Source organism: Streptomyces sp. NPDC005963, assembly GCF_040638655.1.
In the GTDB taxonomy this organism is placed as follows: Bacteria; Actinomycetota; Actinomycetes; order Streptomycetales; family Streptomycetaceae; genus Streptomyces.
In genome coordinates, this window is sequence record NZ_JBEXVD010000018.1 from 6,597 (window position 1) to 20,724 (window position 14,128).

Sequence of the window (14,128 nt, forward strand, 5' to 3'; positions counted from 1 at the left end):
TCGGCCCGTGACGTGTCCTGCGGCAGTTCTCAGGAGTCGGCCGGTGACGTGTCCTGCGGCAGTTCTCAGGAGTCGGCCGGTGACGTGTCCTGCGGCAGTTCTCAGGAGTCGGCCGGTGACGTGTCCTGCGGCGCCGGGGTCTCGTCGATCACCGGGAACCGTCGCGGGGCGATGAACAGCAGCGCCATCAGGGCGAGTACGGCGGCGATGGCGGCGCCCACGTAGACGTGTTCGACTGCGGCGTCCACCGCGCGCCGCAGTCGTTCCGTCGCCTCGGTGGTGAGGGACGCGGGGTCCTCCAGAGCGGTGGAGACGGCGTCGAGGTCCCCGGCCCCGCCCAGCCGTGCGGCCAGTACGCCATTGGCCACCGCACCGAACACCGCTGCTCCCACGCTCTGACCTATCTGGCGGTAGAAGAGGACGGACGCGGTGGCCGTGCCGCGCTCCGACCAGCCGACGGTCGCCTGTACGCCGACGATCAGCGGGAGTTGGAAGAAGCCGAGCGCCGCGCCGAGGAGCAGCATCAGCAGGGCGGGCTGCCAGGGGGAGCCCGGATAGGGGAGCAGGGGGAAGACCGCGAGGATCAGTGAGGCGATCCCGATGCCGATCATGGCGGTCGTCCGGATGCCGATGCGGTTGTAGAGGCGGCTGGAGTTGGCGGCGGCGATCGGCCAACTGATCGTCATCACGGAGAGGACGAATCCCGCGGCGACCGGCCCGAGGCCCAGGACGGACTGGGCGTAGGTCGGCAGGAACACGATCGGGGCGATCATGACGAGCCCCAGTGCGCCCAGTGCGAGGTTGACGGCGGCGATCGTCCGTCTGCGCCACACCCACCCCGGGAGGATCGGGTCGGCCGCCCTCCGCTCCACCACGACCGTGAGGGCGATGCACAGCGCGCCCGCGGAGAACAGTGCCACGGAGGTGGTGGAGAGCCAGGGCCAGGCGATGCCTCCCTGGACGATGGCGATCAGCAGACAGGACCCGGCGGCGAAGACGAGCAGTGCGCCCTGCCAGTCGACGGCCGGGCGGGTGGTCGGCTTCGGGCGGGCGGGTTCATGGAGATGGCGGTAGATCAGCCAGAGCGCGGTCAGGCCGATGGGCAGATTGACCAGGAAGATCCAACGCCAGTCCGTGTAGGTGGCGAGCAGCCCGCCGATCGCGGGTCCGGCTATCGCCGAAGTCGCCCAGACCGTGGAGAGCCTGGCCTGGATCTTCGGCCGTTCCTTCAGTGGATAGAGGTCCGCGGCGATGGTCTGCACGGTGCTCTGGATCGCTCCGCCGCCCAGGCCCTGGACGATGCGGAACGCGATCAGCGAGGCCATGCTCCAGGCGGAGGCGCACAGCACCGTACCGATCAGGTAGATGACGATGCCCGAGACGAGGATGGGCTTGCGGCCGAGGGTGTCGGAGAGCTTGCCGTAGATGGGGATGGTGACGGTGAGGGTGAGCAGATAGCCCGAGAAGATCCAGGAGAAGAGGGAGAAGCCGCCGAGGTCGCCGACGATCTGGGGGACGGCGGTGGAGACGATGGTGCCTTCGAGTGCGGCGACGGCCGTGCTCATCATGAGCGCTGCGACCAACGGTCGGCGTCCGCGCGGCTGGTCGGGTGCGGGGGGTGGCGTGCCCGCCTTGGACGGCTTGGGTCTCGCTCGCACCCGAAATCCTTTCGGTGTACACCTATTTGACTCGAACACCTTCTCACTTGAGGTTGACACAACGGGAGGGTGCAGGCTTCGGGTGAGGCGCATCTCTCGTTCGTCCGGCCACGGGCGGCTTCGGCCGTTCTGAACGGTCCGGGGCGGGGTGTCTTCTCCATCCGGGGGTGGAGACCCCCTAGGGGCTCCTCCCTACGTTGCGCGACGGAACGTTGGTACCCGGGGACGACGAGCCGGACAGGGCCCGTTGCCTACCTTGATTCCTACGGCGACGGGGAGTTGGGAGCGCGGCGGGGGTGGGGAAAACCCCCGGTCCAAGACTGCGCCCCGCCCCAGCGCGCCGAACGACTTTCGCCGACAGACTCATGTCCGTAGCGCGGCGACACCTGAAACGATCGACCTAGGAGACTCAAAGTGACAACGGCTGTGACCACTCCCCGCCACGGGGGCACCGGAGGGCGTACGGCCGTCGCCGCACGCGGTCGGCAGGTCGTCAAGGCGTACGGCTCCGGAGAGACCCGCGTGGTCGCCCTCGACCACGTCGACGTCGACATCGCCAGCGGACAGTTCACCGCGATCATGGGCCCTTCCGGCTCGGGCAAGTCGACCCTGATGCACTGCCTCGCCGGACTCGACACCGTCACCTCGGGCAACATCTACCTCAACGACACCGAGATCACCGGGATGAAGGACAAGAAGCTCACCCAGCTTCGCCGGGACCGGATCGGCTTCATCTTCCAGGCGTTCAACCTGCTGCCCACGCTCAACGCGCTGGAGAACATCACACTCCCCATGGACATCGCGGGCCGCAAGCCGGACACCGCCTGGCTCAACCGGGTCGTGGACACCGTCGGCCTCTCCGAGCGGCTCAAGCACCGGCCCACCCAACTCTCCGGCGGACAGCAGCAGCGCGTCGCCGTCGCCCGTGCGCTCGCCGCCCAGCCGGAGATCATCTTCGGTGACGAACCCACCGGAAACCTCGACTCCCGCGCGGGTGCCGAAGTCCTCAGCTTCCTGCGCCGCTCCGTCGACGAACTCGGCCAGACCATCGTGATCGTCACCCATGACCCCGTCGCCGCGTCCTACTCGGACCGGGTCATCTTCCTGGCCGACGGTCGGATCGTGGACGAGATGTTCCGTCCCACCGCCGATGCCGTACTGGACCGCATGAAGGACTTCGACGCCCGGGGGCGTACGTCGTGAGCGTCTTCAAGACTTCCCGGCGCAACTTCTTCGCGCACAAGGGGCGCATGGCCCTCTCCGCGATAGCGGTCATGCTGTCCGTCGCCTTCGTGTCGGGGACGCTCGTCTTCACCGACACCATGAACACCACCTTCGACAAGCTCTTCGCCGTCACCGCATCCGACGTCAACGTCAGCCCGCGCGAAAAGGACGAGGACGAGGTCCGCCAGAGCGGCAGACCCGAGACCCTGCCCGCCTCCGTACTGTCCAAGGTCGCCGCGGCGCCCGGTGTGAAGTACGCGGAAGGCGCGATCTCCACCGACAGCGTTACCGTCGTGAACTCCAAGAACAAGGACGTCGGTGCCAGCGGGGGCGCCCCGACCATCGCCGGCAACTGGACGAAGAACGACCTCCGCGCCCTGGAGATCTCCTCCGGACGGGCCCCGCGCGGACCCACCGAGGTGATGGTGGACGTCCAGACGGCCGACAAGCACGATCTGGCCCTCGGCGACGAGGTCCGCACCATCAGCGCCGTCGGCGACTTCACCACGAAGATCGTGGGGATCGCCTCCTTCAAGGTCACCAACCCGGGTGCGTCGCTGTTCTTCTTCGACACCCCCACAGCCCAGCGCGAGCTGATCGGCGGGGAAGGCCTGTTCACCTACGTCACGGCCGAGGCGGCCGACGGCGTCAGCAATGCACAGCTCAAGAAGGACGTCGCCGGTCTGCTCGGCGGCGACTACGACATCAAGACCGCCAAGGAAGCGTCCGACGAGGGCCGCGAGCAAATCGGCGAGTTCCTGAACGTCATGAAGTACGCGATGCTCGGCTTCGCCGGAATCGCCTTCCTCGTCGGCATCTTCCTCATCGTCAACACCTTCTCCATGCTGGTCGCCCAGCGGACCCGTGAGATCGGTCTGATGCGGGCCATCGGCTCCAGCCGCAAGCAGGTCAACCGGTCCGTGCTGATCGAGGCGCTCTTCCTCGGCATCGTCGGCTCCGTCCTCGGTGTCGCCGCGGGAGTCGGCATCGCGGTCGGTCTGATGGAGCTCATGGGCAACATGGGCATGAACCTGTCCACCGACGATCTGACCGTCAAGGTCACCACGCCCGTCGTCGGGCTCGCCCTCGGCGTGATCGTCACGGTCCTCGCCGCCTACATCCCGGCCCGCCGGGCCGGCAAGGTCTCCCCGATGGCCGCCCTGCGGGACGCCGGCACCCCCGTCGACGCCCGTTCCAGTTGGATCAGGGCCACGATCGGTCTCCTGCTGACCGGCGCGGGCGCCGCAGCGCTCGCCGTCACCACCCAGGTCGACGAGGCCGCCGACGGCTCGCTCTTCCTCGGCCTCGGCGTGGTGCTCACGCTCATCGGCTTCATCGTCATCGGCCCGCTGCTCGCGGCGGTCCTGGTACGGGCGATCAGCACCGTCGTCCTGCGCTTCTTCGGACCGGTCGGTCGGATGGCCGAGCGCAACGCCCTGCGCAACCCACGCCGTACGGGTGCCACCGGCGCCGCCCTGATGATCGGCCTCGCCCTGGTGGCCTGCCTGTCGGTCGTCGGATCGTCCATGGTCGCATCGGCCACCGAAGAGCTCGACAAGTCGGTCGGCGCGGACTTCATCGTCCGCACCAACACCGGTCAGCCGATCGTGCCCCAGGCGTACGAGGCCATGAAGAAGGCACCGCACGTCGACCACATCACCCAGTACAAGGACGTGACGGCCAAGATCACCGGCCCGGACGGGAAGACCGCCAAGGAGATCGTCGTCGCGGCGGACCCGTCCTACCCCACCGATCTGCGCCGCAAGACCGTGGAGGGCGACCTCGCCGCCGCGTACCGCAAGGGCGGGATCTCCGTCGGCGACGAGTACGCCGCCAAGCACAAGGTGAAGCTGGGCGACACGCTCAGCGTCGAGTTCCCCGGCGGCGGCACCGCACGACTTGAGGTCCGTGCCGTCACCGCGGACGACACCAGCCTCGACCAGGGCGTGAAGTACGTCAGCACGGCGACCCTGGAGCAGTACGTCCCGGCCGACAAGAGGCCGCAGAACCTGATGCTGCTCGCATCGGCCGACGACGGCAAGGAGAAGGAGGCGCTCGCCGCGCTCAAGTCGTCGCTGGAGCCCTACCCCCAGTACAAGGTGCAGGACCAGAGCGACTACAAGAAGACCCTCCAGGACCAGATCGGGCAGCTGCTCGACATCATCTACGGACTGCTCGCCCTCGCGATCATCGTCGCGGTGCTGGGTGTGGTGAACACGCTCGCCCTGTCCGTGGTGGAGCGCACCCGTGAGATCGGTCTGATGCGGGCCATCGGCCTCTCCCGCCGCCAGTTGCGCCGCATGATCCGCCTGGAGTCGGTGGTGATCGCCCTCTTCGGCGCCCTGCTCGGCCTCGGCCTTGGCATGGGCTGGGGAGCAGCCGCACAGCAACTGCTGGCGCTGGAGGGCCTGAAGGTCCTGGAGATCCCCTGGTCGACGATCCTGACGGTCTTCGTGGCCTCGGCCTTCGTCGGACTGATCGCGGCCCTGGTCCCGGCGTTCCGGGCGGGCCGGATGAACGTACTGAACGCCATCGCCACCGAATAGGGGGCGACGGGGAAGCCCTCCGGGGCTGCGGTAATGGGGGACGGCCCCCGGGGTGCGCGGAGGAACCGCACCCCGGGGGCCGTGCGTTGTGCCCGTGACCGACGGCCCGGGGGCTACTGGTTGCCCTGCACGTTCTGGCGCCAGGCCGAGACGAGGGCGTCGATCTCCTCGCTCAGCCGGCGGTATCCGGGGGCCCGACTGAGCGCTTCGACCTCCGGATCGTCCAGGTCGTAGCTGTGTGGCCCCGGATGTCGGGCGAAGAGGGTGCACGCTTCCTCGTCCTTGCCCGACTTCCCGTTGTGTCCCGGGCAGTCGGGCAGAAGGAGTACGGTCTCGGGCGCTCGGCCGTCCGTCCAGGCGGCCCACATCTCGCCCTGCCGGGCGTCGTCCAACTGCCAGACCAGGTCGTAGTGACGCCCCTTCGCGTGCTCCGCCACCTTGCAGCGGAGGAACGTCTCGACGTAGAGCGGATCACCGGCATCGGGCGCAAGTCGCATCATCTGTGCGACGAGAGGCATGGGCATCACGGCGAGAGCACCGCAGACTCGGGGGCCATCACCGCCGGGCGGAGGAACCACGTCCCGCCTCCGATCGCCCGGTGAGCTGCCGATCGGTCGTCGGAGGGCCGGGTACGGATATGGCGTCCGGGCGAGTCGCCGCGTCGGGTCGCCTCAGCTCACTCTTGCCGGTCATCTCTTTCGTCGTCCCTTCCGTCCAACGCCTTGCACCCGAAGCCTTTCGCTCGGATGCATGGGTCGACAGGGACGGAACGTCCTACTCTCCGGGCGGCTGTTGGGTGGTGACACCAAGGAACTCCGCAAGCGGGCGCAGGCCCGATGGACGAACGGGCCCGGCCCACAGATCACTCACTATCGACACCGCGAGCGTGTGGTGGCGCATCCAACCCGGAGCCACACGGCGCAGTGACTGCAAGGCTCGGACTGCCCCTTCGGCGTTTCCCAGATCGGTGTGCGCCCGAGCCACGTCCAGGAGCAACCAGGTCCGCCAGGACACCGGTGTGTCAGAACTCAACCGCATCCCCCGGGCAAGGGTCAGCGCCTCGTCCGGTCGAGCGTGCTGCACTGCCAGGCGAACCCGCTCGATACGGACCGACGACCGACTGAAAACGGACACCATCCGGCCGTCGGCCGTGCTGGGGAGCCCACCGAGCCGACCCGCCGCCACCTCGGCCGTGTGCATCATGCCGCCGGCCGTTTCGTAGTCACCGCTGCGGGCCACGCTCGTTGCCGCCGACATGACCAGTCCGCCCCAGACCCGCATTCCCTCCAGGGTGGTCACGCCCTCCCGGCTCAGGGAGTCGGCCGCGTGCACCGCAAGCCGTTCGGCATCGGGGAGGCGGTTCTGGCGCTGGTAGTTCCAGGCCACGGAGTTGCTGATCATGGGGGCCAGAAGTGGATCCGATGACTGTTCGGCGGCGACCATCGCTCTTTCCAGGGCCGACAGGGCCAGATCCGTCTTGCCCATGCGGATGGCGAGGTGCCCACCGAGTTGGAGCGCCTTCCCCAAGGCAGCCTGGCCGGCCGCACGCTGGTCCGCGGTGCCCACGGCAGCGAGGAACCGGGCGTCGGCGAGGACGTCGGGCAACACATCCATCAGCCGGCCGAACTCAGCGCGGTGATAGAGCGTCCACCCTTCGGCGATCGTCTTCTTGAGCAACGTCAGGGTCAGAGCCTTGGCATCGGCCGGCTCCGGGAGCGGTGCGAACAGCGGAGGCATGATCGCGCGGCGTACGGCGACCAACTGGGGCGGGTCGGCGTCCCCGTTGGAAGGCACACCGGGCGGATCGCCCAGGAGCGCCGTCAACTCCACGCCCAGACCCTTGGCCAGGGCATGGAGGGTGGGTAGCCGGGCACTGTGCTTGCGTCTCTGCTCCAGCTTCCGGATCACGTCCACGGAGACGCCCGCCCGCTCCGCCAGACCTTCCTGCGTCTGATCGCCGAGCCGCCGCAGTCGGCCCAGCCGGTCTCCCAGGTGCTCAGCCATGCACAGAGCGTACGGGCAGCCAGCGGCGCGGTGTCCTGGAGCTCGGCGACGACTCCCTGCCCGTGCGTGCTGGGGAACCGGTCAGGGCAGGCCCCCGCCTGCTCTCAACCTCAGCGGAGGCGGGGCCGTCCCCCGCGGGCGTACGCTGGAGAGCCCCGGCCCGTTGGACGTGTCGGGTCATTTGTGTTGCGCACCCCCGGGACGGAAACCCTTTCATGAGCCTGCACGGTCTCCTCGATGCCGTCGTCCGCGACCCTGCGCTTGCTGAGGCGGTGCAGGCAGCCCGGGGCCCCGGCCCCGGGCACATGGATCTGGTGGGGCCGCCCGCGGCCCGCCCCTTCGCCGTGGCCGCGCTGGCGCGCGGCACCGGGCGGACCGTTCTCGCCGTCACCGCTACCGGGCGGGAGGCGGAGGACCTCGCCGCCGCCCTGCGGTCGCTGCTCCCCGAGGACGGCATCGTCGAGTACCCGTCGTGGGAGACGCTGCCCCACGAGCGGCTCTCCCCCCGCTCCGACACCGTCGGCCGCAGGCTGGCCGTGCTGCGCAGGCTCACCCATCCGTCCGTCGACGACCCCTCGGCCGGCCCGGTGTCCGTCGTGGTCGCGCCGATCCGTTCCGTGCTCCAGCCGCAGGTCAAGGGCCTGGGGGAGCTGGAGCCCGTGGCGTTGCGCTCCGGGCAGCAGGCCGATCTGGGGGATGTGGTGGACGCGCTGGCGGCAGCCGCGTACTCCCGGGTGGAGCTGGTCGAGAAGCGCGGCGAGTTCGCCGTGCGCGGCGGCATCCTGGACGTCTTCCCGCCGACCGAGGAACATCCGCTGCGGGTGGAGTTCTGGGGCGATGACGTCGAGGAGATCCGCTACTTCAAGATCGCCGACCAGCGCTCCCTTGAGGTCGCCGAGCACGGGCTGTGGGCGCCGCCCTGTCGTGAGCTGCTGCTGACCGACGAGGTGCGGCGGCGGGCGGCTGCACTCGCCGAGTCACACCCGGAGCTGGGCGAACTGCTCGGCAAGCTCGCCGAGGGCATCGCCGTCGAGGGCATGGAGTCCCTGGCTCCTGTGCTCGTCGACGAGATGGAACTGCTGCTGGACGTGCTGCCCAAGGGTTCGATGGCGGTGGTCTGCGACCCCGAGCGGGTGCGGACCAGGGCCGCCGACCTGGTGGCGACCAGCCAGGAGTTCCTCCAGGCGTCCTGGGCGGCCACGGCCGGCGGCGGCGAGGCGCCCATCGATGTGGGCGCGGCCTCCCTGTGGGGCATCGCCGACGTCCGGGACCGGGCCCGGGAGCTGGATGTCATGTGGTGGTCGGTGTCGCCGTTCGCCGCCGACGAGGAACTGTCCGAGAGCACCATCAAACTGGGGATGCACGCCCCCGAGTCGTACCGCGGTGACACCGCCCGGGCGCTCGCCGACACCAAGGGGTGGCTGGCGGACGGCTGGCGCACGGTCTACGTCACCGAGGCGCACGGCCCCGCCGCCCGTACCGCCGAGGTGCTGAGCGGTGAGGGCATCCCGGCCCGGCTTGAGGCGAGCCTCACCGAGATCTCGCCGTCCCTGGTCCAGGTCGCGTGCGGCTCCATCGACTACGGCTTCATCGACCCGGGTCTGAAGCTCGCCGTCCTCACCGAGACGGATCTGTCGGGCCAGAAGGCCGCTGGCAAGGACGGCCAGCGGATGCCGACCCGCCGCCGTAAGACGATCGACCCGCTGACCCTGGAGACCGGCGACTACATCGTCCACGAGCAGCACGGTGTCGGCCGCTATGTGGAGATGGTGCAGCGCACGGTCCAGGGCGCGACCCGTGAGTACCTGGTGGTCGAGTACGCGCCCGCCAAGCGCGGCCAGCCCGGCGACCGGCTGTACATCCCCACCGACCAGTTGGAGCAGATCACCAAGTACGTGGGCGGCGAGGCACCCACGCTGCACCGGCTCGGCGGTGCCGACTGGACCAAGACCAAGGCGCGCGCCAAGAAGGCCGTCAAGGAGATCGCGGCGGACCTGATCCGGCTGTACTCGGCCCGGATGGCGGCCCCCGGGCACGCGTTCGGCCCGGACACCCCCTGGCAGCGGGAGTTGGAGGACGCCTTCCCGTACGCGGAGACCCCCGATCAGCTGTCCACGATCGCCGAGGTCAAGGAGGACATGGAGAAGACGGTCCCGATGGACCGGCTGGTCTGCGGTGACGTGGGTTACGGCAAGACGGAGATCGCGGTGCGGGCCGCGTTCAAGGCCGTGCAGGACGGCAAGCAGGTCGCCGTGCTCGTACCGACCACACTGCTGGTGCAGCAGCACTTCGGCACCTTCTCCGAGCGGTACTCGCAGTTCCCCGTGGTCGTCCGGGCGCTCTCGCGGTTCCAGTCGGACGCGGACGCGAAGGCGACGTTGCAGGGGTTGCGGGAGGGTGCCGTCGACATCGTCATCGGCACCCACCGGCTCTTCTCGTCCGAGACCAAGTTCAAGGACCTCGGGCTGGTCATCGTCGACGAGGAACAGCGGTTCGGCGTCGAGCACAAGGAGCAGTTGAAGAAGCTGCGGGCCAATGTGGACGTGCTGACGATGTCCGCGACCCCGATCCCGCGGACGTTGGAGATGGCGGTGACCGGCATCCGGGAGATGTCGACGATCACCACTCCGCCGGAGGAGCGCCATCCGGTGCTGACCTTCGTCGGCCCGTACGAGGAGAAGCAGATCGGCGCCGCCATCCGCCGCGAACTGCTGCGCGAGGGCCAGGTCTTCTACATCCACAACCGGGTGGAGTCCATCGACCGGGCCGCGGCCAGGCTGCGGGACATCGTGCCCGAGGCGCGGATCGCGACCGCGCACGGGCAGATGACGGAGTCCTCGCTGGAGCAGGTGGTGGTGGACTTCTGGGAGAAGAAGTTCGACGTGCTGGTGTCGACGACGATCGTGGAGTCCGGCATCGACATCTCCAACGCCAACACGCTCATCGTGGAACGCGGCGACAACTTCGGGCTCTCGCAGCTGCACCAGTTGCGCGGCCGGGTCGGGCGGGGGAGGGAGCGGGGCTATGCCTACTTCCTCTATCCCCCGGAGAAGCCGCTGACCGAGACCGCGCACGAGCGCCTCGCCACCATCGCCCAGCACACCGAGATGGGCGCGGGCATGTACGTGGCGATGAAGGACCTGGAGATCCGCGGCGCGGGCAACCTCCTCGGCGGTGAGCAGTCGGGGCACATCGCAGGCGTGGGGTTCGACCTCTACGTCCGGATGGTCGGCGAAGCCGTCGCCGACTACCGGGCCTCGCTGGACGGCAAGGTGGAGGAGGAGCCGCCGCTTGAGGTCAAGATCGAGCTGCCCGTGGACGCGCACGTCCCGCACGACTACGCGCCCGGGGAGCGGTTGAGGCTCCAGGTGTACCGCTCGATCGCCTCCGTCAACTCGGAGGAGGACATCAAGGCGGTCCGCGAGGAGATCATCGACCGGTACGGAAAGCTCCCGGAGCCCGTGGAGAACCTGTTGCTGGTGGCCGGGCTCCGGATGCTGGCACGGTCGTGCGGTGTTTCGGAGATCGTCCTCCAGGGGTCGAACATCCGCTTCGCCCCGGTGGAGCTGCGCGAGTCCCAGGAGCTGCGGCTCAAGCGGTTGCATCCGCGCTCGGTGATCAAGCCGGCCGTGCACCAGGTGCTGGTGCCGCGGCCCACGTCCGGGAAGATCGGCGGCAAGCCGGTGGTCGGTCGGGAACTGCTCGCTTGGACGGGCGAGTTCCTGACGACGATCCTCGGGTCGTGAGCGGACGGCCTCCTGTGTGTGTGGCGGGCGGGCGTCAGGCGTTGGCTGCGGTCAGCGTCTGACGCAGGCGCTCGACGCCCTCCCGCCAGGGGGCCAGATCGGAGGTCTCGCCCCAGAGCTCCACCAACTCGGAGTCCTCACTAAGCACCTGATCGAGGGCTTCGACGGCGAGCGGACGCAGGGCGACGGGAAGCTCGGGAAGGGCCTTCTTGGGCCCGTACGCCGTGGTGATCGGCTCACCGCCGGGGCACTGGGCCGCTATCAGCGCGGCTGCGGCGATGGCCTGTGCTCCGTAGTGGCTGTCGAGGAAGCCGTCCGTCGCGGCGGCGCGCCGCAGGGTCTCGGCGAGCACATCGGCCCGCTGGTCGGCGGGGGTGTCGTCGATCGTGCCGCCGAAGTCGGCGGCGGTGTCATTGTCGAAGTGCCCGATGTCCCAGGTGCCCATGGTGGATCTCCCGTGCCTTTCTGCTGAGGTGTCCTCATGGTGGCACCGGCCACTGACAATGGACGGTCAGCGTCGGGCTGCCCGTACAACGGACGGTCAGCGTCGGGCCGTCGTGCAGATGACGAAGGCCCGAAGTGGGTGGGGGGCGGCGCGGTCGGTGTTCTTCGCGCGGGCGACCCAGAGGGGGCCGGTCGCGAATCCGTCGGTGAGGTGGACGAACGTGTTGCCGTTGGACACTCCTCCGCCGCTCGGCACTTGACCCGTCGGACAGCTGACGTGGGCGCTGCCGCTCTGCCCCGGCTCCAGCACCACGGCGTCGCCGAAGAGTCGCAGGGGTGGGGTCGAGACCCTCAGAGGTGCCGCCGTGCCGTCGGTGGTCCGGGTCTTCGCGGGGTCCGTGCTCCCGTCCGTCTGGACGGCCGCCAGGGCCATTCCACCGGTGAGGGCGGTCATGGCGGCCATGGTGACGACCAGTGAGCGGTCCATCGGTACCTCCTCCAGATGCGGAAGTTCCTCTTCCATTCAGGATGGCCGTCAGGGTCGCGCCGTCGAAGGTCGTGTCGGGTGCGCTGGAGGGGCGTACGGAAGCGATCCGGCTCGCAGGAAGCACGGCGAACCGAACCGCCCAGAACGGGAACTGGTGCCCACTCAGTAACCTCTGCGGATGAAGAGACGCGAAAGACCTATTGTCGGCTGCGCGGTGCTGATGCTCACAGCCCTGCTGGCGGGCTGTACGGACGGCGACCCCGATGGAAGCGGTGCATCTGGCGGCGGTTCCTCTGCCTCCAACGGGCGCGGCGCCAACCCCCTGGTGGATTCCGACGGCACAGAGCCGGGTTTGGCCGCTATCTCCGCCACGAAGGACGAGACGGCGGCGCGCGAGCTGATCTCACAACTGTCCACCCGGGGGCGGGGGCCGAGGACGGGCTACGCCCGCAAGGAGTTCGGCTATGCGTGGATGGACACGGCGGAGGGGGTGCCGTTGGCGCGGAACGGCTGCGACACCCGCAACGACATGCTGAAGCTCCATGGCCGGAACGTCCTGCTCCGACCTGGTTCCGACTGTGTGGTCATCGGCATGAACCTGCACGACCCCTACACCGGCGAGGACATCCCCTGGAAGCAGTCGGACGCGGCCAAGATCCAGATAGACCACATGGTGCCGCTCTCGTACGCCTGGCAGATGGGCGCCGCCGGCTGGGACGAGGAGAAGCGGCAGCGGTTGGCCAACGACGCGCTGAACCTGCTGCCGGTCTCGGGTGCCGCGAACTCCGCCAAGCGCGATTCAGGACCGGCGTCCTGGCTGCCGCCGAGCAAGCCGATCCGCTGTTCGTACGCGGTGCGGTTCGCGCAGGTGGCGTTGAAGTACGAACTGCCCGTCACGTCGGCGGACAAGCGCACGATGCTGGAGCAGTGCGGCGCCTGAGCGGACATGGAGAAGGCCGCCCGATGCGGGCGGCCTTCTCCATGTCCGTGGGCTTTTGGGTGGGTCAGAGGGCGAGCTCCCAGAGGACCGGGTCGTGCAGGAAGCCGGGGCTGACCTCAAGGGTGAGGGTCTTCGCTGCGGCGGGGGCGTCGAAGGCGTACTGCACGGTGGCCTTCTTGCCGGGCAGGATCGTGCCGGTGAAGCCGGCGCCGACCTTGTCGTCGAAGATCTGCTCGGCGGTGACGCCCTCGTCGCCGGCGCGGGCGTCCGCGGTGAGCAGGGTCGACTCGAACTTCTTGTCGCCGCCGTTCTCGACGGTCACGGTGACCTGATACGCCTTGTTCCCGACGGTGTGCCCGATGGCGTACTCGCTCGGCGAGAACTTCTTGGCCGCGGAGACGGTGATCTTCAGATCGTCCTTGTAGGTGGTGGTCTCACCTGCCGCGAGGACATCGGAACCGGCGCCACCGCCCGATCCGGCCTTCGCCTTGCTCTTCTTCTTGCTCTTGTTCTTGGACGTGTCGTCGGTGCCGGTGCCGGTGTCCGTGGTGGGCGCCTTGGTGCCGGTGTTGCTGGTGGCCTTGTCGAACTCCTTCAGGCCGTCGTCGACCGCCTTGAAGCTGGCGATCATGCCGACCGTCGCGGCGACCATGGCCACCAGTCCGAGCACCGCACCCGCGGTGGCCACCCCCTTGTTGCTGGCCTCGCCGCGCTTGCCGCGACCACGGCCGACCAGGCCCAGGATCAGCGCGAGCAGCCCCAGTCCGCCGCCGAGGAAGAAGATGAACGGGATCCAGCCGGTGATGGCGCCGATGATGCCGAGCACCAGGGCGGCAGTGCCGAGTCCATTGCGCATGTGCTGCGGCGGCGGGGTGTAGGCCCCGTGCTGGGGGGCGGCGCCGTGCGGGGGCTGCATGGAGTGCGACATGAATGTCCTCCCGGACAAGACGTGTGATCGGGACCATCTGCCAGCCCCTCGGTTCGACGGGTTAATAAGAACAGAGACTGTGAACCGAGTCAACACGATGATTCGAGTTCACGTTGAATCACGCTGTGAAGGGGTTTCTTTCGCGCGGATC

The 14,128-nt window shown here is 68.9% G+C and carries 10 protein-coding genes; 4 read left to right on the top strand and 6 right to left on the bottom strand.

What is annotated here, in order from left to right:
- Window positions 1-101 precede the first annotated feature (101 nt).
- A complete protein-coding gene (locus ABZ348_RS22630; protein WP_358935760.1) occupies window positions 102-1,658 on the bottom strand; it encodes an MFS transporter in 1,557 nt (518 codons plus the stop codon).
- A 414-nt stretch (window positions 1,659-2,072) separates the two neighbouring features.
- On the opposite strand from ABZ348_RS22630, the gene ABZ348_RS22635 reads away from it, so the two are divergent.
- Window positions 2,073-2,861 (top strand): ABC transporter ATP-binding protein, encoded by a 789-nt coding sequence (locus ABZ348_RS22635; protein ID WP_358935762.1) that lies wholly within the window; start codon window positions 2,073-2,075, stop codon window positions 2,859-2,861.
- Window positions 2,858-5,428, top strand: coding sequence for an FtsX-like permease family protein (locus ABZ348_RS22640; RefSeq protein WP_358935764.1), 2,571 nt, complete (start codon window positions 2,858-2,860; stop codon window positions 5,426-5,428). Before ABZ348_RS22635 ends, ABZ348_RS22640 begins: the two co-directional genes overlap by 4 nt.
- A gap of 113 nt (window positions 5,429-5,541) precedes the next feature.
- Here ABZ348_RS22640 and ABZ348_RS22645 read toward each other — a convergent pair whose 3' ends face one another.
- Together ABZ348_RS22645 and ABZ348_RS22650 are read right to left on the bottom strand one after the other, a co-directional pair.
- Window positions 5,542-5,946, bottom strand: coding sequence for a hypothetical protein (locus ABZ348_RS22645; RefSeq protein WP_358935766.1), 405 nt, complete (start codon window positions 5,944-5,946; stop codon window positions 5,542-5,544).
- Window positions 5,947-6,202: 256 nt separating this feature from the next.
- Window positions 6,203-7,432, bottom strand: coding sequence for a helix-turn-helix domain-containing protein (locus tag ABZ348_RS22650; protein WP_358935768.1), 1,230 nt, complete (start codon window positions 7,430-7,432; stop codon window positions 6,203-6,205).
- Window positions 7,433-7,647: 215 nt separating this feature from the next.
- On the opposite strand from ABZ348_RS22650, the gene mfd reads away from it, so the two are divergent.
- A complete protein-coding gene (gene mfd / locus ABZ348_RS22655) occupies window positions 7,648-11,178 on the top strand; it encodes a transcription-repair coupling factor (protein WP_358935770.1) in 3,531 nt (1,176 codons plus the stop codon).
- Window positions 11,179-11,212: 34 nt separating this feature from the next.
- Here mfd and ABZ348_RS22660 read toward each other — a convergent pair whose 3' ends face one another.
- Both ABZ348_RS22660 and ABZ348_RS22665 read right to left on the bottom strand, forming a co-directional pair.
- Window positions 11,213-11,623, bottom strand: a complete 411-nt coding sequence (locus tag ABZ348_RS22660; protein WP_358935772.1) for a DUF4259 domain-containing protein — start codon at window positions 11,621-11,623, stop codon at window positions 11,213-11,215.
- 96 nt (window positions 11,624-11,719) lie between these two features.
- Window positions 11,720-12,109 carry a hypothetical protein gene (locus ABZ348_RS22665; RefSeq protein ID WP_358935774.1) on the bottom strand — a complete coding sequence of 130 codons (390 nt, stop codon included), beginning with the start codon at window positions 12,107-12,109 and terminating at the stop codon, window positions 11,720-11,722.
- A gap of 220 nt (window positions 12,110-12,329) precedes the next feature.
- On the opposite strand from ABZ348_RS22665, the gene ABZ348_RS22670 reads away from it, so the two are divergent.
- Window positions 12,330-13,049: an HNH endonuclease family protein gene (locus tag ABZ348_RS22670; protein WP_358935961.1), complete on the top strand. Its 720-nt coding sequence runs from the start codon at window positions 12,330-12,332 to the stop codon at window positions 13,047-13,049.
- 64 nt (window positions 13,050-13,113) lie between these two features.
- On the opposite strand, the gene ABZ348_RS22675 is transcribed toward ABZ348_RS22670, so the two are convergent.
- Window positions 13,114-13,977: a DUF4352 domain-containing protein gene (locus ABZ348_RS22675; protein WP_358935776.1), complete on the bottom strand. Its 864-nt coding sequence runs from the start codon at window positions 13,975-13,977 to the stop codon at window positions 13,114-13,116.
- Window positions 13,978-14,128 lie beyond the last annotated feature (151 nt).

What these genes read in the sequence shown, in the direction of transcription:
- ABZ348_RS22665 (WP_358935774.1), bottom strand. Translation starts at nt 12,109, where the DNA reads ATGGACCGCTCACTGGTCGTCACCATGGCCGCCATGACCGCCCTCACC.
- ABZ348_RS22645 (WP_358935766.1), bottom strand. Translation starts at nt 5,946, where the DNA reads ATGCCTCTCGTCGCACAGATGATGCGACTTGCGCCCGATGCCGGTGAT.
- ABZ348_RS22660 (WP_358935772.1), bottom strand. Translation starts at nt 11,623, where the DNA reads ATGGGCACCTGGGACATCGGGCACTTCGACAATGACACCGCCGCCGAC.
- ABZ348_RS22670 (WP_358935961.1), top strand. Translation starts at nt 12,330, where the DNA reads ATGCTCACAGCCCTGCTGGCGGGCTGTACGGACGGCGACCCCGATGGA.
- ABZ348_RS22650 (WP_358935768.1), bottom strand. Translation starts at nt 7,432, where the DNA reads ATGGCTGAGCACCTGGGAGACCGGCTGGGCCGACTGCGGCGGCTCGGC.
- ABZ348_RS22675 (WP_358935776.1), bottom strand. Translation starts at nt 13,977, where the DNA reads ATGTCGCACTCCATGCAGCCCCCGCACGGCGCCGCCCCCCAGCACGGG.
- mfd (WP_358935770.1), top strand. Translation starts at nt 7,648, where the DNA reads ATGAGCCTGCACGGTCTCCTCGATGCCGTCGTCCGCGACCCTGCGCTT.